The 26,702-nt window shown below is 41.8% G+C and carries 25 protein-coding genes; 9 read left to right on the top strand and 16 right to left on the bottom strand.

The window, feature by feature from the left end; genetic code table 11:
• Positions 1–421 precede the first annotated feature (421 nt).
• The 3 genes from HG263_RS19945 to HG263_RS19935 all read right to left on the bottom strand — a co-directional run bounded on the left by HG263_RS19945 (position 422) and on the right by HG263_RS19935 (position 3,986).
• Positions 422–2,302 (bottom strand): methyl-accepting chemotaxis protein, encoded by a 1,881-nt coding sequence (locus tag HG263_RS19945; RefSeq protein WP_171627834.1) that lies wholly within the window; start codon positions 2,300–2,302, stop codon positions 422–424.
• 113 nt (positions 2,303–2,415) lie between these two features.
• Positions 2,416–3,468, bottom strand: coding sequence for an MJ1255/VC2487 family glycosyltransferase (locus tag HG263_RS19940; RefSeq protein WP_171627833.1), 1,053 nt, complete (start codon positions 3,466–3,468; stop codon positions 2,416–2,418).
• The gene (locus HG263_RS19935) at positions 3,465–3,986 is read right to left on the bottom strand and encodes a phosphatase PAP2 family protein (protein ID WP_216628513.1); all 522 of its coding nucleotides are present in this window, start codon (positions 3,984–3,986) and stop codon (positions 3,465–3,467) included. The genes HG263_RS19940 and HG263_RS19935 overlap by 4 nt, the downstream gene beginning before the upstream one ends.
• 164 nt (positions 3,987–4,150) lie before the next feature.
• On the opposite strand from HG263_RS19935, the gene rraA reads away from it, so the two are divergent.
• Together rraA and HG263_RS19925 are read left to right on the top strand one after the other, a co-directional pair.
• Positions 4,151–4,651, top strand: coding sequence for a ribonuclease E activity regulator RraA (gene rraA, locus HG263_RS19930; RefSeq protein WP_171627832.1), 501 nt, complete (start codon positions 4,151–4,153; stop codon positions 4,649–4,651).
• Positions 4,652–4,656: 5 nt separating this feature from the next.
• On the top strand, positions 4,657–5,712 hold the full coding sequence (locus HG263_RS19925; protein ID WP_171627831.1) for a formimidoylglutamase: 1,056 nt from the start codon (positions 4,657–4,659) through the stop codon (positions 5,710–5,712).
• On the opposite strand, the gene HG263_RS22730 is transcribed toward HG263_RS19925, so the two are convergent.
• The gene (locus HG263_RS22730; RefSeq protein ID WP_171627830.1) at positions 5,709–7,472 is read right to left on the bottom strand and encodes an EAL domain-containing protein; all 1,764 of its coding nucleotides are present in this window, start codon (positions 7,470–7,472) and stop codon (positions 5,709–5,711) included. The genes HG263_RS19925 and HG263_RS22730 overlap by 4 nt on opposite strands.
• Before the next feature lie 22 nt (positions 7,473–7,494).
• Positions 7,495–8,721 (bottom strand): imidazolonepropionase, encoded by a 1,227-nt coding sequence (gene hutI, locus HG263_RS19915; RefSeq protein ID WP_171627829.1) that lies wholly within the window; start codon positions 8,719–8,721, stop codon positions 7,495–7,497.
• A gap of 108 nt (positions 8,722–8,829) precedes the next feature.
• Here hutI and hutC point away from each other — a divergent pair, with 108 nt between their 5' ends.
• Positions 8,830–9,549 carry a histidine utilization transcriptional repressor HutC gene (gene hutC / locus HG263_RS19910; RefSeq protein WP_171627828.1) on the top strand — a complete coding sequence of 240 codons (720 nt, stop codon included), beginning with the start codon at positions 8,830–8,832 and terminating at the stop codon, positions 9,547–9,549.
• A gap of 39 nt (positions 9,550–9,588) precedes the next feature.
• On the opposite strand, the gene HG263_RS19905 is transcribed toward hutC, so the two are convergent.
• From HG263_RS19905 to ompR, 3 genes are read right to left on the bottom strand one after another with little or no spacing between them, the layout of a single operon-like run.
• Positions 9,589–10,353 carry a Rossmann-fold NAD(P)-binding domain-containing protein gene (locus tag HG263_RS19905; RefSeq protein ID WP_171627827.1) on the bottom strand — a complete coding sequence of 255 codons (765 nt, stop codon included), beginning with the start codon at positions 10,351–10,353 and terminating at the stop codon, positions 9,589–9,591.
• A gap of 23 nt (positions 10,354–10,376) precedes the next feature.
• On the bottom strand, positions 10,377–11,681 hold the full coding sequence (envZ, locus tag HG263_RS19900; RefSeq protein WP_171627826.1) for a two-component system sensor histidine kinase EnvZ: 1,305 nt from the start codon (positions 11,679–11,681) through the stop codon (positions 10,377–10,379).
• Between the two features lie 9 nt (positions 11,682–11,690).
• On the bottom strand, positions 11,691–12,410 hold the full coding sequence (gene ompR / locus HG263_RS19895; RefSeq protein WP_171627825.1) for an osmolarity response regulator transcription factor OmpR: 720 nt from the start codon (positions 12,408–12,410) through the stop codon (positions 11,691–11,693).
• A gap of 194 nt (positions 12,411–12,604) precedes the next feature.
• On the opposite strand from ompR, the gene greB reads away from it, so the two are divergent.
• Together greB and HG263_RS19885 are read left to right on the top strand one after the other, a co-directional pair.
• Positions 12,605–13,078, top strand: a complete 474-nt coding sequence (greB, locus tag HG263_RS19890) for a transcription elongation factor GreB (protein WP_171627824.1) — start codon at positions 12,605–12,607, stop codon at positions 13,076–13,078.
• 93 nt (positions 13,079–13,171) lie between these two features.
• Positions 13,172–15,490 carry a Tex family protein gene (locus HG263_RS19885; RefSeq protein ID WP_171627823.1) on the top strand — a complete coding sequence of 773 codons (2,319 nt, stop codon included), beginning with the start codon at positions 13,172–13,174 and terminating at the stop codon, positions 15,488–15,490.
• Between the two features lie 71 nt (positions 15,491–15,561).
• On the opposite strand, the gene HG263_RS19880 is transcribed toward HG263_RS19885, so the two are convergent.
• The 3 genes from HG263_RS19880 to bioH all read right to left on the bottom strand — a co-directional run bounded on the left by HG263_RS19880 (position 15,562) and on the right by bioH (position 17,623).
• Positions 15,562–16,461 (bottom strand): putative metalloprotease CJM1_0395 family protein, encoded by a 900-nt coding sequence (locus HG263_RS19880; protein ID WP_171627822.1) that lies wholly within the window; start codon positions 16,459–16,461, stop codon positions 15,562–15,564.
• 14 nt (positions 16,462–16,475) lie between these two features.
• Positions 16,476–16,784, bottom strand: a complete 309-nt coding sequence (locus tag HG263_RS19875; RefSeq protein WP_171627821.1) for a hypothetical protein — start codon at positions 16,782–16,784, stop codon at positions 16,476–16,478.
• 101 nt (positions 16,785–16,885) lie between these two features.
• Positions 16,886–17,623, bottom strand: a complete 738-nt coding sequence (gene bioH / locus HG263_RS19870) for a pimeloyl-ACP methyl ester esterase BioH (protein WP_171627820.1) — start codon at positions 17,621–17,623, stop codon at positions 16,886–16,888.
• 338 nt (positions 17,624–17,961) lie between these two features.
• On the opposite strand from bioH, the gene HG263_RS19865 reads away from it, so the two are divergent.
• Positions 17,962–18,369, top strand: a complete 408-nt coding sequence (locus tag HG263_RS19865; protein ID WP_171627819.1) for a ComF family protein — start codon at positions 17,962–17,964, stop codon at positions 18,367–18,369.
• Here the strand turns inward: HG263_RS19865 and HG263_RS19860 are convergent.
• Positions 18,346–20,886 carry a M14 metallopeptidase family protein gene (locus HG263_RS19860; protein WP_171627818.1) on the bottom strand — a complete coding sequence of 847 codons (2,541 nt, stop codon included), beginning with the start codon at positions 20,884–20,886 and terminating at the stop codon, positions 18,346–18,348. The genes HG263_RS19865 and HG263_RS19860 overlap by 24 nt on opposite strands.
• A gap of 148 nt (positions 20,887–21,034) precedes the next feature.
• On the opposite strand from HG263_RS19860, the gene nfuA reads away from it, so the two are divergent.
• Both nfuA and HG263_RS22485 read left to right on the top strand, forming a co-directional pair.
• Positions 21,035–21,610: a Fe-S biogenesis protein NfuA gene (gene nfuA / locus HG263_RS19855; protein WP_171627817.1), complete on the top strand. Its 576-nt coding sequence runs from the start codon at positions 21,035–21,037 to the stop codon at positions 21,608–21,610.
• 3 nt (positions 21,611–21,613) lie between these two features.
• Positions 21,614–21,889, top strand: coding sequence for a hypothetical protein (locus HG263_RS22485; RefSeq protein ID WP_246240041.1), 276 nt, complete (start codon positions 21,614–21,616; stop codon positions 21,887–21,889).
• Here HG263_RS22485 and dinF read toward each other — a convergent pair.
• A complete protein-coding gene (gene dinF / locus HG263_RS19850; RefSeq protein WP_246240040.1) occupies positions 21,834–23,102 on the bottom strand; it encodes an MATE family efflux transporter DinF in 1,269 nt (422 codons plus the stop codon). The two genes, HG263_RS22485 and dinF, sit on opposite strands and share 56 nt — an antisense overlap.
• A 42-nt stretch (positions 23,103–23,144) precedes the next feature.
• Here dinF and HG263_RS19845 point away from each other — a divergent pair, with 42 nt between their 5' ends.
• Complete coding sequence (locus HG263_RS19845; protein ID WP_171627815.1) at positions 23,145–24,179, top strand: polysaccharide deacetylase family protein; 1,035 nt, start codon at positions 23,145–23,147, stop codon at positions 24,177–24,179.
• 5 nt (positions 24,180–24,184) lie between these two features.
• Here the strand turns inward: HG263_RS19845 and HG263_RS19840 are convergent, their stop codons facing one another.
• Genes HG263_RS19840 through HG263_RS19830 form a run of 3 tightly spaced genes read right to left on the bottom strand, consistent with a single transcriptional unit; the run spans position 24,185 to position 26,653 of the window.
• Positions 24,185–25,213, bottom strand: a complete 1,029-nt coding sequence (locus HG263_RS19840; RefSeq protein WP_171627814.1) for a protein-glutamate methylesterase/protein-glutamine glutaminase — start codon at positions 25,211–25,213, stop codon at positions 24,185–24,187.
• An 8-nt stretch (positions 25,214–25,221) separates the two neighbouring features.
• A complete protein-coding gene (cheD, locus tag HG263_RS19835; protein ID WP_171627813.1) occupies positions 25,222–25,839 on the bottom strand; it encodes a chemoreceptor glutamine deamidase CheD in 618 nt (205 codons plus the stop codon).
• Positions 25,832–26,653 (bottom strand): CheR family methyltransferase, encoded by an 822-nt coding sequence (locus tag HG263_RS19830; protein WP_171627812.1) that lies wholly within the window; start codon positions 26,651–26,653, stop codon positions 25,832–25,834. The genes cheD and HG263_RS19830 overlap by 8 nt, the downstream gene beginning before the upstream one ends.
• Positions 26,654–26,702: the final 49 nt, after the last annotated feature.

Genomic DNA, 26,702 nt, shown 5'->3' with positions numbered 1-26,702 from the left:
GTTCTGCTGTTAGAACTCAATCTGTACGAGTGCCCACACAGATGATTGCTTCATATTTTTAAAGAACAGTGCGATGAATCAGCGCTTGGCTTCATCTCGCTAGGGGTGTGCATTCTAAGCATTCCCACTTTTTTGTCAACACTTAATTTTAAGAATTTTTAAATTTAAGTTTTACTCGACGCTGACTCGTTGTTGCTTTGCTTATTCAGCGTAGCGCTCCGTGTCAGTGGGGTCGCATTATAGGGCGATCCTTTTTTTGATCAAGTGTTTTTTTTGAAAAATTTAGAAAAAAGACCTGTTCGCACAAAAAACAATCGAAAGCGCCATAAATGTTAACTTTTCTCTAATTTCGTATTTAAAAACGACAAAAAAGCCACCTAAATTAGGTGGCTTTTTACTGCGTAAACTAGTTAGCGTAAAGTTAGACTCTATATTTAGCTACTGCATCTCTTAAGACTTTAGCTTGTTCTGCAACTTCTTCACTGCTTTGAGCGTTCGCACTTGCATGATCAGATGCAACTTGTGCAATATCACGAATACGTACTACGTTTTTATTTACTTCACTGGCGACTTGGCTTTGCTCGTCAATTGCAGTGGCTATATGCGTGCTCATATCCATAATGGTCTGAACATCTTCAGTGATCATACCTAACAACTCGCCCGCTTTCTCTGCTTGTGACACACTTTCTCCGCCTTGTTCGCGGCATTGCTGCATAATATTAACTACCTCACGAGTCCTTTGCTGTAAGGTAGAAATAATACTTTCTATTTCTTGAGTAGAATCTTGCGTACGCTGTGCAAGTGATCTTACTTCATCGGCAACAACCGCAAAACCTCGCCCTTGCTCACCGGCCCTTGCAGCTTCAATAGCCGCATTTAACGCTAGTAAATTTGTTTGCTCAGCAATACCTCGAATAACGTCAAGTACAGATCCAATTGTTTCACCATCTTTTTCTAGCTGAGAGACCACATCGGATGCACCGCTTAATGACTCCGACAATGCAATAATATGTTTAATCGTTGCGTCGACCTCTGAACGCCCCTGTTGAGCATTGCCATTTGTCGACTCGGCTTTTTGTGAAGCTGCTTCTGTATTATGGGCAATATCTTGGATGGTCGCTTGCATTTCAGTAGCCGCCGTTGCAACCATATCTGCTTCGTGAAGCTGTTCACTAACGCCAGCACTTGTTTGTGCAGTTGACTCAGTTAAATGCTCAGTAGCATCATTAATTGTATTCAAAGCACTATTTACTTCTGTAATTAAAATTTTGAAGTCATTAATCAAGCTATTAAAGTCTCCGGTCATGATAGTTATTTCATCATTACCACTTTGCTCAATTTGCAAAGCTAAATTATTTTCTCTGCGAATACGCTCTATTGTTAGATAAACACGCTCTACGGGACGAATTATTGAGTTACTTGTAGAGAGTACTAACGCCATTACAATAATTGCCGCGATAATAAAAACAGCAAATGCTACATACTGGACATTGTCAGAGCTCTTTGAAATTTCTTTCCTCGTAGCGTCCACAACTTTTGCTACTAGTTCTTCACTTTTCTCAACACTACTTTTCATTTCTCCCAATGCACCATTGTCAAGGTTTAAACCTAATCTAACTTGAGCTTCGACTAGCGCCGTAAACTTTGACTGGTATTCTTGGAGCAGACGTAGTAGATCACTTTCATAACTGGTAGGGAACCCCGCAGATTTAATCTGGGTGGAAAACTTCGTTACTAATTCTGAAAATTTACTTTGGTACTTAGTATCTAAGCGCAGCATAAAGTCTTTTTCGGCACGGCGTAATTGCAGCATCATAGCTAGCAATTCATAATTTTCACGCTCCTTTAAAAGCGTTTCCACTTCGTGAACCGCTGCCCGTAGTTCGCCATAAAGCGCATCTTTGGGGTGTAAACCAATTGATTTTTGTAGCTCAACTACATTTTGGAAGTCTGAATTATATTGGCTTGCCAAATCGGCAAATTCATTAAGTCTATTGCTGCTAATGTCAAACTCATCAAACGTCTTTCTTAACTGGGATAATGTGTTCTGAAGGCGGCTATATTCACTGTCGAATTGTTTTAACGAATCTTCTTGTTTATAAAATAAAAAGTTTTTCTCATGCTTACGCATAATAAGCTGATGAATATTCAGCTCTTTTGAATATTGAATCGCATTATTAAGCTGAAGCATGGTTTTTGCTTCATAAATGATTACAACCAACATAACAATCAACGCAATGCCAACAACTAGCGCGTTTAATTGTAAGCGCCGCTTTATAGTAAAATTTTCTAATAAAGCCATACTGTTACCCAAAAAAATAAACTTAGGGATAGTATAGCCGAGAACTATATGTGCTGCTGTAGTTAACGTTGCAAAATACTGAATTTACCTAAAAAAGGATCTAAGAATCCTCGTTACGCTGCCTTCAGCATTTTATAATTTACAGATTGCCATAGTTGGTGATGTAACTTTTCAATATCAGACCATTGCCCATTGACTAGCCATTGTATAAGCGGAGTGGGATCTGATGGAAAATCTACCGCTTCAACCATAGGTAATTCTAAAAATTCTTCCAATGCATTTGAACTAAGATAGTGCATAACTTTAGCACGCCCCATGCGCTCTAGTGTCACAGCGTTACTTAATTGTTCAAACTGACCACTCAGTGGCTTTAACAGTAATTTTTTACCAAACTTCATCGCTTCGCTAGAAAGCTCAAAGCCTGCATTAGCAACTATACCACTGGTATTTGCTAGGTCTTTTAAAAAGCCATCTCGACTTGGTGTTCGAAGGTGTATGTTAGCCAAAGACTGATTCTGTGCATTTGGGTGATAGCAATAGAATTCTTTATCAGGAAAGTCTTGTAGCAGCTCAATAACTCTATCCAGTTCTTCAAAAGGTAAATAAACTAACACTTTATTGGCCACCGACTGGCATAATTTGTCAGGCAATTGATAGGGTATAAAAGGTGGAATAATATTTTTCGCGAACGGCTGCCAATGTACACCCAAATGGATGTTGGCCGGTGCAAAATTTTTCAATAGTGTACGCTTCAAAAAACCCGCACCTTCTACCGGCACTTCAGAAAATAAAAAGGATGCTTGATGGCTCATCGCAATAACAGGCACTTTTGCTAATTTACCAGCCCAAGCTGTTATCGGCTCAAAATCATTAAAAATTAAATCGTAACTAGAGACATCAAGATGGCGTATATCTTGATACAACTGGCTCAATTTAAGTTTTTTTAGCGTGTCTAATTTGTTTACTTGTCCGCTTTGTGTTGAAAAGCTCAAACCATCTCGACTTTGGTAATCGCCAAATATATCCATATCAAAGTATTTGTCTTTTGGCCTTCCCGAAAACAAATAATCGACTTCAACACCTAGCTGTGCAAAACAAGCCGCCATGATCCGCGCCCTTGTTGTATGACCATTTCCTGTTCCTTGTACTCCATACAGTATTTTCATAGCATTCCTACTAACCCTATTGCTAAACTTGCACAGCCAACTCCCATAAGGGCTCCGACAACCACATCCAATGGATAATGCACACCAACGACAACTCTTGATAACGATACACCCGAAGCCCAAATCAAAAGAGGTACTGACAAAATAGGAAGGTGCTCTGCTAAACACGTAGCATATAGCCATGCTCCTGCACTATGACCTGAGGGCAAACTGAATTTATCACCTGGCGTTAGCAGCGCTTTTTGTGAAAAGCAATCACACGGTCGCACCCGCGCAATACGCTTTTTTAGATAAAAATAAATTGGCCGCTCCAAAGCAAATGCTAATACCGCCGTTATTGCAAACGTCTGACCTAACTGCTCTAAGAAAATAGCGCAACCAATCGCTAATAGTACATACAAGCCACCATTACCGCTTTTGGACAAACCTAACGCAACCATACGCCACCAATGCTTTGGGCTAGGGGTAAAAACCGCAAAATATAAAGCTGTGTCAAGCTGTGCTAGTTTGCCTTTCATGATACTCAACTTACTTACTGTAGATAAATTCAGCATAGAAGAGCTAAATAACAAAACCGTGACAATTTTAAGACACTAATATGTAAGTTACTGTTTGCCATTGCTAAGGTGATATATGGGAGTATACTGACCCTGACTTATGTTATTTTCAGAGGATAATAGTTATGGATTACAGCACTTCGGATTTATGTGACCACTTTGCTGATGTTGTTGACGTACTCGAACCTATGTTCATTAACTTCGGAGGCCAAGCGTCATTCAGTGGCCGCATTACTACCATTAAATGTTTTGAAAATAACGAGCTTATTCAAAGTGTACTTGAGCAAGATGGAACTGAACGCATTCTATTAATAGATGGGGGTGGCTCTACACGACGTGCGCTGATTGATATCGATCTTGCTGAACTTGCGATGGAAAACAATTGGCAAGGGATAATCGTTTATGGTGCGGTTCGTCACGTCGATGAATTGGAAGAATGCGACATAGGTATTCAGGCGATAGCTTCGATTCCTGTTGCCGCAGATAGTGAAGGCTCAGGCGAACAAGGTATTCCTGTTAATTTTGCCGGTGTGTCATTTTTTGAAGATGATTTTTTGTATGCAGATAGCACCGGTATCATCATTTCTGCTGAAGAGTTACTTTTGGAACAAGAAGAACAAGCGTAACCTTTATGAGAGATTACTTACACGTCTATGGTGAGGCTGATGTGAACAGCCTCACAACCAGCAGAGACAATGAACTTCGCTACTGGCAATCTCTTTCCTTTTTGGATCCTAACGCTGATCTTGATGCTGCACTTAAGGATGCTGCCGCATTTGGTATCAAGTATGTGTTAGTTGGTATTAATGAAGATTTTGGGCCAAGAGCTAATTGTGGTAAAGGAGGCGCGACCTTAGGTTGGCAGGCATTTTTACAGCGCTTTTTAAATTTACCCTCTAACGACCTTTTAACCCCTAATAATGTACTACTGCTAGGCGAGATAGACTGTGCTGACTTACAAGCGCAAAGTACAAACCTGGATAACACAAAACCTGAACAATTAAGTTCACTAAGACAGCTATGTGAGCAGCTTGATGAACGAATAGCAAATGTACTAAGTAAGGTTTTTGCCGCTGGTTTAGAGCCCATTGTAATAGGCGGTGGGCATAATAATTGTTATGGTATATTGAAAGCTTTATCAGAAACATTTAACGAAGCCTGTCATGCGATTAATTTTGACCCTCACGCCGATTTTAGGGCGCTAGAGGGGCGTCATAGCGGAAATGGCTTTCATTATGCTCATCAGCATGGCTATCTTAGCGACTATCATGTTGTGGGATTACATGAGCAAAAAAATAATCAAGCTATATTAAACGCGCTACGTGAAGCCAAATATAGTTACGTTAGTTACCAAGATATTTTAGTCAGCCGCACATTCTCTTTAACGCAAGCATGTGAAGTTGGACTACAACGATTCACCGACAACGCGCCTTTAGGTGTAGAAGTGGATGTTGATAGCATTAGCTACATGCCAGTTAGTGCTTTTACTAACTGTGGCTTTAGTGTCAGTGATGCAGAGCATTTTGTTTATCTGAGCGCACAGCAAGCAAATGCTCGGTATTTACACCTCTGTGAGGCCGCCCCTGGTAATCATCCTCAAGGAGTTATGCAAGGGATGCTTGAAGCTGGGCAAGTTCTTAGTGGTTTAGTTTGTAGCTACCTAAGAGCTAAGAAGCAAAAAGTTTAATCATTATCTTTAGCTTGCCATTGCTGTAGCCAGCCCATGACACCTTTACTGCTCATGGGCTGTGCTAAATAATGCCCCTGCACAGCATCGCATTCAAGTTGTTTTGCAAATTCTAACTGCGCGTTACTTTCAATTCCCTCACAAATCACTTGTAGACCTCTTTGTTGCTGCATCGCAACAAGACTTTTGAAGATAGCTTGGGCACCATCGGGTTGCGGTTGCGCTGTGAGCTGCGCAGATAACTTAATAAAATCGACTTGTAACTCAGATAATCGATTTAGCTGAATAGGCGTTTGTCCAAACCCATCAATGCCAATATGGACCCCAAGCTGTCTTAACTGTTCAATACGAGACAACGTTTGCTGCTCAACATCGATAAACAATTGAGCTGGAAATTCTAATAAGATTTCTCCAGCTTGTAAGTAGTGCTCCAATAAAATGTGATCCATAAAGCTAAGAAAGTCTTGCTGCAGCATTTCTTGACCAAATATATTGATGTTTAAAGGCACTTGTAGCTCTTCCATTTTTAAAGCCATCGCTAATTCAGCTGCTCGCTCAATCACAAACCGTGCAACTGGTAACGCAAGCCCAGCTAAGCGAATATCTTCGATAAAGCTTTCAGCATTGAGTAATCCCAATTTTGGGTGCTGCCAACGTAGTAAAAGTTCTAAGTATGCAATTTTACCGCTTTGCTGTGAAAACGCAGGCTGGAAAAATATCTCTAACTCTTCTTCTATTTTTATATTTGCCAGCTCTCTTAATCTCGCCTGCAGTTCAACTTGACTTATTTGCATCTGCTGTTGATAAGCACACATAGATTGCTTTGGTAATTTATCAAGCGCTAAATAACCACAAGCTATCAGGCTATCAAACTGGCCCAACTCTTCGTCACAATTGACGTAACTCGCTCTGGCTGAAATTTCTAATGTACAACTACCCACATGGAATGGCTTGGCAATGCACAATAAAACATCGTCAATTAACTGTTCATGGAGATATTCAAAACGCCCTAAACGACATACAAAAGCAAAATGTAGCCCACCTAGATGAGCTAACCGACTAACCGAGTTGCCATTGGGAATTGGAAATATGTCTCTATTATTCAATTGTTGCTGGATTCTATTTGCAGACTCAGCCAACAGAGTGTCTCCAAATTCTCTCCCTAGGTGAATATTAACTTGCTCAATGCCCTCTAAAAATACAACAACAAGTATGGCGGGTCCTGGGTCTAGTCTTCTTTGCTCTTCATAGGCTAACCTCAAGCTTGCCCGATTGGGAATGCCAAGCTCATTACCAAATGATTTATTCTTAGTTGAATCTGCTTGCGGCTTCATTTGTGATTCAAGCCACGTGGCATACAGCAATCCAAAATAAATAGGAAATAGTCCAAGTGCTGCAAAATTTACCGGCCATTGAAACAATAAATAACCACTTAAAAAAATGACGTAAATACAAATACTTCCGGCGACTAATTTACTCACCCACGAGACAGAGACAGAAAATGAAAAAGAATAAGCAAGATAAATAGCAAAAACGATGGCTAGCATAAACATCGCCATTGGGACGTTTGAAAGTAGCAATAGACACGCAATAGTGCACAGAGTCGCATGCAGACCTTTTAACAATACTTCTTTGGTAACGATGCATAGCATCATACCTGCAGTTGCAATTCCGCCTATTGCGAGGGGATCAAACAACGACACGGAATGTGCCGTTGAAGATAAAAAAGAGGTAAACCATGTAGATGACTGTGCTAGCACCTGCTTACCATTTTAAGGTCTGTTAATACTGAATAAGTTTACCCGAGATCCATAAATTTGACAGGTCGCTCACACCAAATTGGTAACTTAATTGTGCCGGGTGCTCTATATCCCAAAGTGCTATATCAGCTCGCAGACCTTCTTTGAGCATGCCTCTGTCGTTTAATCCGAGCGCTTTTGCGGCATGAATTGTCACCCCTTGCAGCGCCTCAAGTGGCGTCATTCTAAATAGCGTACAAGCCATATTAAGCATTAAGCGAAGTGAGCATAACGGCGCAGTTCCTGGGTTGAAATCACTGGCTATCGCCATAGGAACTTGGTGTTTACGTAGCAACTCAATCGGCGGTAACTGCGTTTCTCTCAAAAAGTAAAATGCGCCAGGTAAAACTACAGCAGTTGTACCAGCTTTTGCCATGGCGATAACACCTTGTTCATCTAGGTATTCGATATGATCTGCCGATAAACCCGAAAATTCAGCAACTAATTCACTGCCATGTTGATTAGAGAGCTGCTCCGCATGGCATTTAATTTTGAGTCCTAATTGCTTCGCTTTGGTGAATACTTTTTTTGTTTGCTCATAACTGAAACCAACATTTTCGCAAAAGACATCGACAGCGACCGCTAAATTTTGCTCAGCGACTAAAGGCAACATTTGTTCGCAAACCAAGTCAATGTAATCATCAGCGCTATCTTTATACTCCGGTGGTAGAGCATGGGCACCAAGAAACGTGCTTTGAATATCAACGGGATGATGCTCATTAAGCAGCTTATTGACTTCCAGTAGTTTTATTTCATTTTCGCAATCTAATCCGTAACCCGACTTGCTTTCAACCGTAGTAACTCCCTCTCGCAGCAAACTATTAAGACGCGTTTTACCTGCAACAAATAAGCTTTCCATATCTGCTTGGCGGGTAGCCCTTACCGTACTGGCAATTCCGCCTCCATTTTGCGCAATCTGCTGATAAGAAACACCATTCAAACGCTGCTCAAATTCTGTAGCACGATTTCCAGCAAACAAAATATGTGTGTGACAATCAATCAACCCTGGTGTAACTAGTTGCCCTTTACCGTCATGTAGAGGGGTTGCTAAAGCATCAAATTGTGGCATGTCACTTTGTGGGCCCACCCAAACAATTTTACCGTTTTTTATCATAATGGCTCCCTGCTCCACCAAACCATACGGATTAGGTATCTCAGGGTTCATGGTGGCGAGCTTAACATTGGTGATAACTAAATCTACTTCAAGCATAACGGCCTCATCAAATAATAAAATTGCTACGAGTGTAGCAAGCTTGCTTGTATATACAAGATAGGTATGCCATGTTTATTAATATTGATTGCTAGCAGAGTAACTAACATGACTGATGCCGCTCCTAAATTTGCACAAATTAAACAGCACATCATCAATAATATCCGTGCAGGAATTTGGCTCGAAGATCAACGTGTTCCTTCTGAAAATGAATTAGCCGATCATTTTAACGTTAGTCGCATGACAGCACGCCGTGCACTAAGCGAACTCACCGATGCGGGAGTCTTAACTCGCAGTCAAGGATTAGGCACTTTCGTTGCCAGCTTTAAATCACAATCATCGCTACTAGAGATAAAAAGTATTGCCGATGAAGTTCGGCAACGAAATAATCTGTATTCATGTACTATTTTATCTCTTGAATCTATTGCCGCTTTAGCGCCCATAGCCATTGCTCTGGGTGTTGAAATCGATAGTCAAGTGTACCGAAGTGTACTGCTACATAATGAAAATGATGTGCCGCTTCAAGTCGAGGAACGATTTGTTAATCCAGCACTTGCGCCTGACTACCTACAGCAGGACTTCGATACCTTGACCCCTCACGACTATTTATCCAAAGTCGCTCCATTAACTGAAGCTAGGCATACCGTAGAAGCCATCATGCCTAATTCCGAAGTGTGCGAATGGCTGGGCTTATTTAATGAAGAGCCATGCTTGCAGGTGATCCGTCGAACTTGGTCGTCAATGGGGATCGTTAGTTTCGCGAGATTAATATCCCCAGGCAGTAAGTACCGCCTAGGTGGCCATCTAACATTCAAACGCACTTACTAAGTCGAGATTGATGCTAGTTGTAACTAAAATATCTGCACCTTATATATCAAACTGATAGCTAAAACCCAATTGACTAATACGGCTACCATCGATAATTCGCTCAGTTCGCTCATCACTTGCGAACATGGGCATTTGGCTGCCCCACTTGTCACATTTTTCCTGATAGTAACTTAACCGTGTTGGGTGCTCTGGATGACATACATTGTAAATATCTTCAGCTTGCAGCCAATTGTCGAAAATACAGAAAATTGCATTAAGCACATCTTGCTGATGCACCATGTTCACAAGGCCTTGTGACGAGCTGGAAAGTTGTTTACCAGCAACAAAGCGGCCTGGCTCTCTGTTTGGGCCAACCAATCCAGCCAAACGAAGTATCTTCCCCCCGTCAGACAGCACCTGTTTTTCGCCACTCACAAGGATATTTTGCCTAGTGCTCACATCCTTACTAAGAACATCAAACTGTTCTGTATACCTGCCATTTTCATTTGGATAAACCCCAGTACTGGAGCACAATAAAAAGCCCTTACGGTTCAACTTTTTGCTAAGCGATAGCGCTTCATTGAGGAGTGATAAGTAGTTACTATCTTTTTGTCTCGCACGTGGAGGAATTGCGCATACCCACCATGCATCTTCTAAAGAGACATTGCTGTGTAATTTATCGTTTGTAAGGCAAAAAACCCGCTCGTATCCTTCTTCATGAGCTGGCCGCGTCCGAGTGCCTTCTACTTGCCAACCTTTTTCTTTCGCCATTAGGCACAAAGGTTTACCAAGCCAACCAGCTCCCAATACTACTAGTTTGTTCATTTTATTTATTACCTGTCACGCGACTACGACTTATGTACTGGCAAGAAAACTTCCGCACAGAGGCCCCCTTCACGTCTATTTTTGAGCCTAACTTTACCGCCATGGGTCGTCACTATGCGCTTGATGATCGCCAAGCCTAAGCCACTGCCTTCACTACCACGCGCTTGATCACCTTGTTTAAATGGTTCAAACACACTTTCTAACTCATTTTCAGGAATGCCGGGCCCTCGATCTTTGACTTTAATGACAACATTTTTATCCTTGGGCTCGTAGTGTGTGCTAACTTCAATTTCATCGTCTGAATAGCGTATGGCATTTTCTATCATATTGGTCAAAACACGCTTTAAAGCTACAGCATTCATCAATACACTAGGGTCCTCTACCGCCGTTGAAAGGCGAATAGTGCGTTTATGCTTTTTCTCTGCTTGAACCACATCTTCAACCAGCGCATTTAAGTGCTCTGGAGACATCTCTGCACTGTTATGATGTCGAAGGTATTCAATGAACTGGTCAATAATAGCGTTCATATCTTCTATATCATCAATAATACCTTCTTTTAAATAATCCTCTTCATCTGCCATCATTTCTGTTGCTAGACGTATACGAGTCAGAGGCGTACGCAGATCATGAGACACCCCCGCCATCAGCAGCCTACGATCGTTCTCTAGTTCAGCAATTCCTTTTGACATTTGATTAAAAGCACGTGTTACTTCTATGACTTCTGTAGAACCTCGCTCTACTAAACGAGTAGAAAAGTCCCCCACGCCAACGCGCCCAGCTGCCATTTGCAACGCTTTCAAAGGCCTGTTTAGGTGGCGAGCAAACCACCATCCACCCAATACGCTTAAAAAGCCAATACTTGAGAGATAAAACACGAGAAACTCTAATTTGGTTTCACTTAGTCCTGTCAAAGGAACTCTAACCCAATAGCCTGGTGCCTGTGGCGCTTCTACCCAATAGACAACTGGATCACCTTGGCTAATGCGCACACGTGCGGAACCATTCAGTTGTTCCGACATACTTTTCGACAACAGACTGTACTCTTTCGCTCGGTCTAGTCCATTGATATATGCCTGCCGCTGTGTCATCACCTCAATGCCTGTTATTTCGAAAAACTTTTCCGACAATTCAGCATTGACCTCCCCCCCGTTTTCCCAATCAATGAAAACAGTCTTAACTTGCTTAGCTAGCATCAAGTTAACTTGTTCGAAGGTTGGCTTGAATACATAAAGTGTGACGGTAATGTAGGAGACTATCTGATTTAACAGCAGCAGTGCCCCGACAAAAAACACCGTTTGCCCAAAGGCACTTCTTGGAAATAAACTCATAAAAGCTAGCTATTTTTGACCATCAGGTACAAACACATATCCCAAGCCCCACACTGTTTGGATATAGCGCGGGTTAGCGGCGTCTTCTTCGATCATTCGTCTTAAGCGCGATACCTGTACATCAATGCTTCGTTCTAGAGCACTGTAATCACGTCCGCGCGCTAAATTCATTAACTTATCTCGACTTAGCGGCTCTCGAGGATGACTCACTAACGCTTTTAGAACGGCAAACTCTCCGCTGGTCAAAGACAAAACTTCCTCACCTTTGTGCATTTCTCTGGTTGCTAAATTTAGCTTGAAAATACCAAATGCAACTTCGTTTTCTTCTGCAGACGGAGCTCCTGGCACTTCTTTTGCCCTTCTGCGTAAAATGGCTTTTATTCGAGCGAGCAGCTCGCGAGGATTAAATGGTTTTGGAATATAATCATCAGCCCCTAGCTCTAAGCCAATGATACGATCTACCTCATCGCCTTTAGCTGTAAGCATAACAATGGGAATTTCATTTTCTTTTTGTCGTAATCGGCGACAAATAGACAAGCCATCTTCGCCAGGTAACATCAGATCAAGCACCATTAAATGAAAGTTTTCACGCTCCAACAAGCGATCCATCTGTTCGCTATTTGCCGCCGTACGCACAATAAACCCTTGCTCAACGAGGTAACGTTCAAGTAGGCTGCGCAAACGCATATCATCATCTACAACCAGTACCTTAGTGGTTTCATTTCCCATACTATGTTCTTCTTGTTATAAAACACTTTAACCTAATATAATTGAAAAACAGCAAACTAGACACCATACCTTGTAAGAACTTTTGTTACTGAAAGTTACAAATTTATGGTAATTGAACAAATTGAGAACAAACCCGCGGCTGTTTATTAGCATAAGCTGTAGAGCATTCAATCAAATCGACTAAATACATAGATATGAAGACCAACCTGATCACCCCTGAAGGGTACAGACAACTGCAACAAGAACACGACCACCTGTGGCATGAAAAGCGCCCAGAGGTAACCAAAATTGTGTCTTGGGCTGCAAGCTTAGGTGACCGCTCAGAAAATGCAGATTATACATTTAATAAGCGATTGCTTCGTCAAATAGATCGCCGAGTACGATACTTACGCAAGCGTTTGCCAGAATTGAAAATAGTAGAATACTCAGAACAGCAAGCGGGCAAAGTATACTTCGGCGCTTGGGTCGAAATCGAAAATGAACAGGGGGAAGTTAAATACTTTCGTATTGTTGGACCCGATGAAATTTATGAGCGTAAGGACTACATCTCAATTGATGCCCCTATGGCTAGGGCATTGTTAGGCAAACAAGTAGATGATGAATTTACCGTTCGCACACCAGAAGGTATCAAAACCTGGTTTGTGAATAGCATTGAATACAGCAGCTGAGGTTCTTCTTCATAGCTGCTATGATATCATTCAAATTATTTTCGCTCACCATGTAAAAAGAGCGTATATGACTGAACTTTATAAGGATTTTGCATGAGCAACATCTCGGCTCGTTTAGCCCAAGAGCTAAACGCCAAAGAGCAACAAGTAATAGCTGCTACAGCTTTGCTTGATGAAGGTGCAACAGTGCCGTTTATCGCACGTTATCGTAAGGAAGTAACCGGAGGCCTTGACGACACACAGTTACGTCTTCTTGAACAACGTCTAGGTTATTTACGAGAATTAGAAGAGCGCCGTGCTTTTATTTTAAATACCATTTCCGAGCAAGGTAAGTTGTCGGATAACTTAGCAGCTGATATTAACAATGCGCAAAGCAAAACCGAACTTGAAGATCTTTATCTGCCTTACAAACCAAAACGCAGAACCAAAGGCCAAATTGCTATTGAAGCAGGTTTAGAACCTCTAGCAGATGCACTATTTAATGATCACGAACTAGACCCCGAGCGTTATGCAACTGAGTTTGTCAATGCTGACAAAGGTGTTGAAGATGAAAAGGCGGCTTTAGATGGCGCCAAATTTATTCTCATGGAGCGCTTTGCAGAAGATGCAAAACTACTGGCTAAATTCCGTCGCCACATTCAACAAAATGGCCAGCTTGAAGCGAAAGTGATTTCAGGTAAAGAAGATGCTGGTAGCAAGTATCGTGATTACTTTGAACACAGTGAAAAACTAGCAAAAGTGCCCTCTCATCGAGCACTTGCAATGCTTAGAGCACGTAATGAAGGCGTCCTACAGCTGGCAATTAACCCAGAACCTGATGTCGAAGACCCACAACAATTTTGCGCACAACTGATCGCCGATCACTATCAGTTAAACATCAGCACTGCAAATGCCAGTAAATGGCTTATGAGTGTTGTGCAATGGGCCTGGAAAGTAAAACTTGCTTTGCATTTAGAAAATGAATTTTTAGGTACTCTGCGTGAACGCGCTGAAACAGATGCAATCGATGTGTTTGCAAAAAACCTTAAAGACTTGTTAATGGCTGCGCCAGCTGGACCTCGCATAACCATGGGGATCGACCCTGGCCTACGTACAGGTTGTAAAGTGGCAGTGGTTGACTCTACAGGCAAGCTGTTAGCAACAAATACGATTTATCCCCATGCGCCACAAAATCATTGGGACAAATCACTGCGCACCTTAGAACAAGTATGTCGCCAATACAAAGTAGAGCTGGTTGCAATTGGTAATGGCACAGCTTCTAGGGAAACAGATAAACTTGTTGCCGAATTACTCAAAGCAGCAAGTGAGTTAAAGCTTAATAAAATAATGGTCAGTGAAGCTGGGGCATCGGTTTACTCTGCATCTGAGTTTGCGGCCAATGAATTCCCTGATTTGGATGTTTCATTACGAGGTGCAGTGTCTATCGCTCGCCGTTTGCAAGATCCACTGGCTGAGCTGGTAAAAATTGAGCCTAAATCTATCGGTGTAGGCCAATATCAACATGATGTATCACAAAGCCAGTTAGGCCAAAGCCTTACCTCTGTAGTAGAGGACTGTGTAAACTCAGTTGGTGTAGATGTAAATACTGCGTCAGTTCCTTTGCTTACCAGAGTGTCAGGGTTAAACAAAACACTGGCAACAAACATCGTTAAATACCGTGATGAGCATGGCTCTTTCACTAATCGTGTTCAATTAAAGAAAGTAGAGCGACTAGGTCCTAAAGCATTTGAACAAGCTGCAGGCTTCTTGAGAATCATCAACGGTAAAGACCCGCTTGATAGCTCTGCTGTTCACCCTGAGGCTTACCCTGTTGTAAAACAGATATGCGAAGTGAAACAAATTTCAGTGTCGAGCCTTATTGGTAACACTGAGTTACTTAACAAGCTTGTTGCTAATGATTTTACCAGTGAGAAATTTGGTCTACCTACAGTCACTGACATTATTAAAGAACTAGATAAACCAGGCCGAGATCCTCGCCCTGAATTTAAAACAGCCACATTTAAAGCTGGTGTAGAAACCATAAACGACCTTAAAGTAGGCATGATTTTAGAGGGGGTTGTTTCTAACGTGGCTAATTTTGGTGCATTTGTCGATGTTGGTGTGCATCAAGATGGTTTAGTGCACATTTCAGCAATCACAAATAAGTTTATTTCTGATCCTAGAGAAATCGTAAAAGCGGGCGACATAGTTAAAGTTAAAGTGATTGAAGTGGATGCCGCTCGAAAACGTATTAGCTTCACAATGCGTTTAGATGATGAGATACATAGCGCACCAAAATCGCAACAACCTACATCAAATGTTCAAAAGTCTTCATCTTCAAAGGCTACCAATAAACCCAAACCCAAAAGGGATACCGGTAATGCTGCGATGGGTAACGCTTTTGCTGAAGCATTTGCCAAGTTGAAAAAGTAATAAAAAAGCCGCATCAACCGATGCGGCTTTTTTATCGCTTTGCGCTTTTGTTCTATCTATTAAGGGGTACTTTAAACACTTAATGATAACGAAGATGACTTGTTTGGTACCGCAATATGTTGATAAAAATCACTGATCCTAAGTGCTCTAGCTTGAATTTGCGGATCCCTTTCGATTGGCAATGCAACTGCATATGGATCAGCTTCGTCTTTCAAGCGCGCTCTCTCTCCCTGTACAACTTGCTCTTCGTCATCCTCTGAGTCTCTTAAACGGCGTGTTTGATAAGTACCTATACTCGATTTATTTTGCTCTTCATCGCCGCTAATTTGTTGCTGCGCTAACTCAGCCTGAGCCGCAGCGAGTTTTTGCGTCGCATCAGCTGCTATTGCTCTATCAGCCCCTGAGGGCTCAGCGGGCGCTAGCGCAGCAGCTCTTACTGTTTGCATTTTGTCGATAGTTTCTCGGGGATCACCTGGGACCTCCGCAACATCGATCATAACCTCTCCCCCAACAGCATAATTATTGCCATCAGGTCCTCTTTGATACTCATAACTCGGTGAGCCTGCATATTGCCCACCAACTCGCGCATGCGCTTGTTCATGTAATCGAACTTCTTGATCTCGCGCTTTGAGCTCTTGAACTTCTTGCTGTTGTGCTTTTTCTTCATTTTCAGAGCGAGTATCTTGCTCTTCACCGTCATTTTGTTGACCTTGCTGACGGCCTTCCTGATCTTTTTCCTCTATCGTTTTATTTTTGCTCGATTGTGCTGTAGAGCTGTATAGAGGTGAATCATCAGGGGAGTTTGCTTTGGTCTTATCACCCTCGTTTGCACTTTTAAGCTCAGTGAAGCTAGCTGCAGACGAAGGTGGCTTGGGAATAATTTCGCGCACCTGATTGTCTCGCCTAGCCGTTTCGGTGTAGACGTTTGCGGTGTTCAGATTCATCGCCGGTGGTGGCGTTACAATGTTCATAACATACTAAAACATTAAACTTTTATATCTATTAAAGTTCCCAAAACTTCGTCAGCAGTTCGAATTGTTTGTGTATTTGCCTTGGCGTTAAATTCTTCAACTTTTAAGTTCACCAAAGACTCATCAAGTCTCGCGGGCTGGGATACTGGTGCCGTTGATGCTTCATTAGAACCTGCAGCCGAAAGTTGACGCTGCTGGGCTTGTTGCTCGTCAGTTTGATTTTGCACTGTAGCGCGATTAATCTCAGCACTCGCACGCTCAACACCTTGGCTAGCTCTATTGAACCCTTCTAAGCCAGTGTTTAACACGTCACCTATAGGCATATAGTTCTCCCGATACAAATACACATGGTTAATTATTGCGCAAAAATCAGTAAAAATAAAGTATGAACCATTAAAAAAACCACCATCCTAAAGAGTTAGATTTAAAGTATTGATTTTAGGTAGGATAAAAATGACTGCCGATGAGAAATAAAAGGCGCATGGGATGCTTTTGCGATTATTTCATAACTGAAGAGTGGATTTAAATCAGCTAGCCGAGCAGGAACTTGCCTTGGGACTAACGTATCTAAACGTCCAAAAATGCCGTATATCGGTAATGACAAACGACTAAATAAAGTGCGTAAGTCCTGACTTTTCAAAAGCTCCAGACCAACACTTAGGGCATTTTCATTTGCTGCAGGCTGGGCTTTTAATAACGCACGTAAAGTTTTTATATCCTCTTTTGCACGTTCACTTCCCATCGCTTGTATCGCTAAAAAACGCTCTATCGTTTTTGTTGTATTATTTTGTAACTGCTCACTAAAGTCATTGAGCACTTGCTCATTAATTCCTTCCCAGTCCAGTGCTTCTACAAAACAAGGCGAAGAAGCCACAAGTACAATTTTAGATACTTTTGTGGGATAAAGCTCTGCTAACTTCAAAGCAAATAGTCCTGCTAGGGACCAAGCAACTATCGTACTATTGTCACTAATTTGCTCACCAAGCAATTGTGTTGCAGATGCTAAAGTATACTCACCATTTGGCACATTCGCCCCTCCAAAACCGGGTAGATTCACGCTTTTGATTGGTCCTTTATAGCTTTCTTTTAGTTCCTCAATACAAAGCTGCCAAACTGCTTTATTCATTCCCCATCCATGTAAAAAAACTAACTCACCTTGCATTATTATTACTCTCAACCAAAATTGTGGTAATGATAACGCCTTAAAACACGAAAGTAACGAATGGACTTGTGATGCTACTAGATTGGATCTTTACGCCAAGGTGTGCGTGTTGCCAAAATACGATTAATCATAAACTTAGTTTATGTGAATGCTGCTTAGTCACCTTTCCTTTTTTTTGCCCCAAACAAAGTAACTTGTTACATCGGCCTGACGTCACCAGAGTCATATCATTAAAATACTGTGATGGGCTTTTTGCCTGTGGTTGGTATCAGGGTTGGCTGCAATATTGGCTAAGCCAATATAAGTTTCATAAACAAACCTATATAAAGCGAATCCTAATGCAACTGATCAACTATCAAATGCAGCGCTTTTGGCAGTATGGCGGGTTTAATCCCGATCTCTATTTGTTTATCCCATTGTCGCAAACTCGATATGTGACACGAGGATACAACCAGGTTTCACAAACTTGGTCACCTGTACTAAAAAAACACAGCAATGTCAGCGAGGCATTGTTCAGAGTAAGAGCCACTAAGGCGCAAAGCACTCTTTCTAGGGCTCAACGAAAACGTAATTTAAAAGACGCTTTTAGCTTGTCACACTGTATTCAAGGAAAAAACATCGCCATTATCGACGATGTTATTACTACGGGTAGTACGATGGATGCCGCAGCGCAAACCTGCTTAGACGCTGGCGCTGCTAAAGTTTGGGCATTTGCAACCAGCTTAACGCCCTTGCTCGGTAAGTAGTGCACCAAAAAACAAAGCGTTATTTAGTACTTTACTCGTACCATACCAATATCCCCTAAATACAGGGTTATCGGTCATTGCAATGACACTTCCTTGACCATAGCGATGTGCTACTAAGCTCGCGTTTTCAGCTATTTTTGCCACATTTTCTGGTGCGCTATAGCCCGCCATCAGCGGATTTTTAGTATAGGTTGCAACTGTTATAAATGGCTTCTGGGTAGGTTTTAATAACCAAGTACTATTTTTAAATACTGGTAATAGTGAGCGCTGTAAGCCAAAACTCAATGGATGTGACAAATCAACTTGCGTCGCAAATATAGCACCTGCTATACGTTGCTTTGCCGATAACTTGTCACGATCCTGGTATGTCAAATTCGAAGTATCAAATTGCTCAGCCATCTCTTGCCTAGAGACACTGCTGGCTTTTAATAGTTGCTTATCTAGCAACCACTTTGCACCTCGTTTATGTCCCCAAATTACACCGCCATGCTTAACCCAGCTTTTAATTTTCGCTGTAAGTGAATCATTAAAATGATCATAGCGACCATCAACCATTATAATGTGCGTGTAATTCTCAAGCGTTACACTCGACAGCCTGCTTTGCTTCACTAAAGTAGGTGCTATGGCGAGGTGTCTATCTAAGTGGTACCACACCTCACCTACCTCATATTGGCTAACCCCTTCACCTCCCACAAGTAATATTTTCGGTGCTTTAAGAGGCCTCATAAAGCGAGACCCTAAGTCAATTCCTTGTGTAGTTAAACCACTTTGAATTGCTGCTACATCAATATCAAAATAATTCTTCGCATCATTTAATACTTGTAGCCATTGCGATTTACTCTGTGCGCCTGCTGGAATAACAATGCTGCCAGAGTCAAATTGCAACGTACCGGTTGTAGTTGTTGCTGTAAACTCACTTAACGCAACGCGTGCTTTTATACCTTGAGACAGCAAAAAATTAAGCATCTTTGGGGCGTTAAATTGATGCCAAGTAAAGCCATATGCATATGCAGACTCTAAGTTTTCACGCAGCTTGTTTTGTGATGGGCTCCAAATTTGGTTTGCCAACTTAAGATTACGCGTACTCGTGAGCTTTTCAAAAGGCAAGTTAAAAGCATGCGCCAAAGTCCAGCCTGAAACATCATAAAATGTATTGTCTTTGAACGTTGTTTGTTCTGAGAAAAGCGCTTTCAATAAACGATATTGCGGCTGTTCTAAAGGGATAAATACATCCCCTACTGTATATTCTTTATAATTATCCTGAAGTGGATAAGCTTCAATATGATGCTGCTTTAACACCTCCAAAAACGCAGAAAACTTCTGATAATCTCCATCAGCAGAAACGATATACCCCTTAAAGCCTTCATCTTTTGCTAACTTTTTAGCAGTTTGATAAAACTGACGCTGATAATTAAGCAATGCTTGCTTATTCCTTAACACCCCGTCAAAAGTAGATAAGCTGGTTGTCAGCTGATTCTTTATCGTTTGCGAAAAATCAAGCACCCCATTGATGGTGTTTTGAACATGCCCTCGACTACTTGCCTGCTCAAATAGTATACCAACCGCACCGTTGATATCTGGATACGTAGAGCCCTTTCCGTAATAAAAGTCATCAAAGCTCTCTTGCGTAAAATAGAGTTGCTTTTGATCATCTAGTGCTTGTGCATGAAACTTCGCCAGTTCATTTGTTAATTCGACGTTTTTGTTAGGCGTTAAAGGGTGTGTGCGAGAAGGGATCCCTGGCTGAAAGAAGTAAGTGCTATTAGGCCCCATTTCATGAAAATCGGTTAACACATTAGGCTTCCACTTGTGAAACTGTGCAACTCTCGCCCTTGATTCTGGATGTTGTAGTAATAACCAATCTCTATTTAAATCAAAATAGTAATGATTAGTGCGCCCCGATGGCCAAGTCTCAACATGCTCTCTGTGCATAGGATCTGGTGATAAAACAACACCTCGGTTACTATTCGCCCACTGTGCAAATCTTGCTAAACCATCTGGGTTGAGTGAGGGATCTAACAAAATAACCGTATTAGCAAGCAGGTTGTCTATTTTTTCTCCTTGAGCGGCTGCTAAATAGTAGGCCACCAACATCGCAGCGTTACTTCCTGACGACTCATTTCCATGTACGCTATATCCCATCCACACGATGGCAGGCCCAGATTTTCGTTGCTCTTTTGAATCAAGTCTATCGATATGCTCGTTACGTATCGCATTGATATTTTCTAACTGCTTTTTATTACTAATTGTCAATAACAATAAAGGTCGCTTCTCATGACTATATCCAATTGTTTCGATTTGAATGCGATCACTTTGTTTGGCCAATACATGCAAGTACTGCACAAGTTGATCATGTCTCACATGCCACTCACCCACTTCATAACCTAGCACCTCACTGGGTTTGGTTATATTGGGGTCGAACTTGAGAGTGTCAGAAAAATAATAATCTAACGGTTGCGCAGCAACCGCAAGCAAACTCTGTAATCCAACCAAAACAGCAATAAAAATAAAGCGCATAGTAAAGGCAACCTCGTTATAAATGATGAAGACACGCTAGCAGGGCTAAACCACCGTGCCAAATTTTTACGTTCAACACTAGCGACAATACGATGAGGGGAGTATCATAGGCTTTATCCGAGTAATTTAGTCAAGTATAGTCAGAATTATGATCACAATATCAGAATCAGCCCAAACGCATTTTGCAAAACTACTGTCAGATCAAGCTGCTGGTACCAACATTCGCGTATTTGTTGTAAATCCAGGCACATCACAAGCCGAATGTGGCGTCTCTTATTGTCCTGCGGATGCTGTTGAAGACACAGATATTCGTTTACCGTTTAATGGCTTTGACGCCGTAGTCGACAGCGAGAGTGCACCATTTTTAGAAGAAGCAGAGATTGATTTTGTAACAGATAAAATGGGCACTCAACTAACACTAAAGGCGCCAAACGCAAAAGCTAAGAAGCTTAGTGAGAATGCATCATTACACGAACAAGTAGAGCATATGCTGACCACTGAGGTTAACCCTCAGTTGGCTAACCACGGTGGCCAAGTAAGCCTTGTTGAAATTACAGCTGACGGTATTGCTGTTGTTCAATTCGGTGGTGGTTGTAATGGTTGCTCAATGATTGATGTCACGCTAAAAGAAGGCATCGAGAAAGAAATGATCGCTAAGTTTGACGAGATCACTGGTGTTAAAGACATTACAGAACACCAATCAGGTGAACATTCATATTACTAAGCGATGCTAAAACAGCTTATTTATAGATTAGGTCAACAGCCTAAATTAAGCCTCAAACGATTTTTGATTGGTTTGGGGCTTTTCATCGCAGCAGTCAGTGCCATTGGCTATGGCTATTATCAGCACCCTATGGCACAACTGTTCGGGCTAGTCTTACTTGTACCAGCCGTGTTTTTTGCTCTATGGGGCTATATAGGGATCTTTGCCAACCGCTTCGCGCAAATCATTGTAACAATGTCCCCTGACGACAAAGCTGACGATAACGATAGAATAAACTAATACCCCTGAGTGCCATAAAACAGGTCATCGCAAACCATAACCCATGGTTTTGCCATGCTGTTGCCAGTAGCAAGGGTAAAAAGAACCCAAAAGTGGTTGATAACAACATACTATTACGCATTTCTTTAGCACGCGTTAATCCGACAAAAACCCCGTCAAATAAAAAGCACCCCATCGCGATAATCGGTAATGCGATAAGCCAAGGTAAATAACTTTGAGCATGTGAGATAACTTCAGGGATATCGGTCAGTAACGTAATAATTTCATTACCAAAAGCTGCAAAAATCAAAGTATATAATAAAGCAAATGCGCCTCCCCAAAATAGACTAAGGTTCACCCAAAGTTGCACTTTTCTTTTATCTTGCTGCCCCTTAGCATGACCCACTTTTGCTTCTGCAGCATAAGCAATCCCATCCAGAGCAAAACTAACAAGCATCAAAAAGTTAAGTAGTACAGCGTTGGCCGCCAAAGTAAGTTCACCCAGTCGTGCCCCATAAAAAGTCATAAAACTAAAGCACAACTGCAGTAACAATGAACGCAAAAAAATGTCTCGATTCAAGGTGAGTAATTTGGATATTTCAGTGCTCTTAGGCGCATGCCATACCCAAGTAATTTGATTGACTATAAACAGCCTCTTTACCATATACAAAGCAAACGCCAAAGCACAATAGTCAGCTATCAACGATGCCCAAGCCGCGCCTGTTACTCCCCACTCTAGTCCTACAACAAACCAAATATCTAATACAATGTTTATCAGGTTTGTGACCAAAACTAGGTAGAAAGGCCCTTTCCCGTAATGCATTCCTAACATAAAACCAAGTAAGACAAGGTTACACACCGCGGCTGGAGCACTATAAATTCGTACCGAGAAATATAAGTGAGCTTGTGCAACGACTTGCGCTTTAGCGCCAGACAAATACTCTATCGCGCTGAGTAAAATTGGTTGTATTAGTATAATTATGAGGGAAAAGCCAAGCGCTAAAACGAGGCTGCTTTGCAACAGAAAAGTCAGCTTCTTACTGTCCTTACTGCCAAAGGCCTGGGCGATTACACCCGTTGTACTCATCCTTAAAAAGCTCGCAAGCCAAAATAACACTGAAATACTGCTCGCACCAAGCGCAATACCTGCTAAATAGTGTGCCGAAGACATATGTCCAATAACCGCTGTATCAACCAACCCTAGTAGTGGCACTGAGATATTTGATAAGATCATGGGTCCAGCCAATAACAATAGACTCAGGTGGTAAGATTTATAATGGCTAAAAAACTGCTTCATTTATTCACTCTGTTCTTTTTATTAAAGGTAACATTTGCGGATGCAGCCGTGATACTACAATATCATCATGTCAGCGAAAAGTTGCCTCCTGTCACTTCGATTAGTTCACAGCAGTTTACTGAGCATATGAGTTATTTAAAGGAAGGCAACTTTAATGTCATGGCTCTGGACAAAATGCTACAAGCATTGCAAGCGGGTCAAACTCTGCCTCCTAAAAGCGTCGCCATCACTTTTGATGATGGCTATGACAACAACATAGAACAAGCTGCGCCGATACTAGAGATGTTTGGATTTCCTTACACTATATTTGTTAACCCGAAACTCATTGATGAGAAGCAGCATTATCTGATGAGCTGGGAACAGCTAAGACGCTTAGCTAATAAAGGCGCGCTCATCGCAAACCACAGTGCGAAACATGATTACCTGCATTTGCACTTGGACAATGAAACTAAGGAGCAGTGGCATAAAAGAGTCGCACAAGATATCACTTGGTCAGAAGGACGAATTGCCTCAGAAATCGGTCACAACACCAAATTGTTAGCCTATCCTTATGGCGAATTTAGTACTGAACTGCAACAACTTGTTCGTTCTTTAGGCTTCATCGGCATTGGTCAACATTCTGGTGCGGTAGGTAAACATACAGACTTTACACGTGTGCCCCGCTTTCCCGCTTCAGGAGTTTACGCCGCACTGTCTACACTGAGTGTAAAGCTTCACGCTCATCCATTTGCAATAAAAAAGCTCAGCTATCAGAACTCAGTGACTACAAACCACCAGCCAGAGCTAACAATTGATTTTGAAAGTGTCGATTTTTCTCAACATCAGTTTACTTGCTATGTTTCAGGGCAAGGTGTCGCGAATACTAAATGGCTTGCGCTAAACACAGTCAGCATAAGAGCAAAAGAACAGCTTCCTACAGGGCGCTCTCGCTATAACTGTACTGCACCGTTAAAAACTGGAAAAAGTAAACAGTTTTACTGGTTTTCACAACCTTGGGTAGTGACTACCCCTTAGCCCTCTTATTTTTTACATGCAGTTAATAAGGTATTGGTCACCTCTTGTAAAGGAGCCACATCGCACGCAGCTTGTAATTCTATCGCTGCACGTGGCATCCCCCAAACAACTGATGTTTTCTCATCCTGAGCAACCGTATAAGCTCCTGCTTGGCGCAACCGCAACATCCCTTTAGCACCATCACTACCCATACCGGTGAGCAAAGCAGCATACACAGCACGACCCAACGGCAACAGTGAGTCGAACAATACATCTACCGCAGGCTTATGCCTGTTTACAGGCTCGGAGTCTGCCAACTCACAAAACAACTTCGTGCCTTTTTTTACAACAATTAGATGTTTGTCACCTGGGGCAATAAATACATGCCCAGATAAAAGTTCATCCCCCGTCTGAGCTTCTTTTACCTTGACGACACAACACCGATCCATTCTTAGTGCAAATGACGCACTAAAAATAGGAGGTATATGCTGAGTAACCACAACTGGTGGAGCGTTACTGGGTAGTCTTATCAATACTTCCTTGATTGCTTCTGTCCCACCGGTTGATGCACCAATAGCTAAAACAGAGCCACTTTTAAACTCTATATTTTTTATTTTAGTGGGACTAGACTGACTCGTTAGGACTTTGTATGAGCGTATTCGTGCTTTAGCTGCAATTCGCACTTTTTCATGTACAGATTGCGTATATCCTTTTAGCTGACCTGTGACATCTGAGGTAGGCTTAGCGATGAAATCGACAGCCCCAATTTCTAGCGCTTCAATGGTTGCAGGGGAACCTTGTTGAGTTAAAGTTGATATCATTACCACAGGCATCGGTCGCAACCGCATTAAGTTACGTAAAAAGCTAATCCCATCCATTTTAGGCATCTCTATATCTAACGTAAGCACGTCAGGGTTTAAAGACTTTATCATTTCTCTTGCTTGGTATGGATCAGCTGCCGCCCCAACGACTTTAATATCAGGTGCTTGATTCAATATTTCAGTAAGCAGCCCCCTTATCAGTGGAGAATCATCAACGATTAATACTTTGATCATGCTCACCCCTAAAACAACTCAATATCAGTTTTAGCATCTTGAGCCTCAATATCGTGTAAATAACGCACTTCACGTTTCTCGATAGTATCATTATGCATTTCTCTAAGTTTTTTTACTTGCGCTTTACCTGTTTGTGGATGAAACATCACCTTTCTGGGCCAAGGTCCCCCCACATCATGAGAAACTAAATTCAAACCTTCTTCTTGCACGTACGCATTGGCAAATCGGATGTTTCCAACGCCAATATCCGTCATACTACGTATAATCTTGCCTCCACCGAATAGCTTAATTTTTAAGTTTGCTCGCGCAGCTCCATTTTTTATCACCTCATTTATTAGATATTCCATTGCCCAATTTCCATAACGGCAATTCAGATCATCGGCATGAACATCTTTGATGTCTTTTGCACCGGGTAGCATAAAATGGTTCATCCCTCCAATCCCCCGAACCTCATCATAAATACACGCCGCTATGCACGAGCCTAAAACAGTCGAAATATATTCGTCATTTTTAGACACGTAAAACTCACCAGGTAAAACTTTAGCTATCACCGCTGAGCGACCAGAATCCCAAAATCGCTTTACATGTTCAAATCCTGCGATGACAGGTGCCAACTCCCTATTCATAAGACACCTTTTGATACATTGTTTTTCCTAAGTTTTTAAATTCAGTGTGCTCTTTACCCATCGTCTCTGAGTGGCCAATAAATAAGTGACCGCCTGGAGCTAATATTCTGTGATACCCTAAAAACAGTTTATCTTTTGTGTCTTTATCAAAGTAAATAAGCACATTTCGACAGAATATTAGGTCAAACGGGCCTTTCATGGGCCAGTTTTCAAGCAAATTAAGGCGCTTAAATGAGATCATAGATTGAAGTGCGGGCTTTACTTTATACGACTCACCACTTGCACTTTTTAAAAACCATTTCTTTAACCCCTGCTGCTCTAAGCCGGTTATGTTGCGGGCACTGTATACACCCTCTTGGGCCTTAGCAAGTACACTTGAGTCTAAATCTGTGGCAAGAATTTTAACATCCCACCCTCTAGGAAAGCGGTCTTGAATCGTCATTGCTATACTATAGGGTTCTTCCCCTGTGGAGCACCCAGCTGACCAAATGCGTATCCTTTTCGAATGTGCATTTTTTTGTATCAGCTGACCTATAAGCACATTAGACAAATACTCAAAATGATGTTTTTCTCTAAAAAAAGACGTTAAGTTTGTGGTTATTGCATTGATAAAGCTGCTAAATTCACCCGCTGAATCATCATCAATAAGCTCTATATACTGCTTAAAAGACGTCAGTTGATTCGCTCTAATTCGGCGCGCAATACGAGAATAGACCATTTCTTTTTTGTGGGGCCCTAATACAATTCCGCAAGCCTGATAAACACGCTCTGATAGCTGTGTAAAATCATCGTCAGTAAACAGGAACTCTCTCATACCATTCCCTTAAAGTGTCTATTAAGGGGCGGCTAAAAGCCGCCAACTA

This window comes from Pseudoalteromonas caenipelagi (assembly GCF_013140855.1).
In the GTDB taxonomy this organism is placed as follows: domain Bacteria; phylum Pseudomonadota; class Gammaproteobacteria; order Enterobacterales; family Alteromonadaceae; genus Pseudoalteromonas; species Pseudoalteromonas caenipelagi.
The sequence above is the reverse complement of the archived record's forward strand: the minus strand, read 5'-3'. Positions and strand labels throughout refer to the sequence as shown.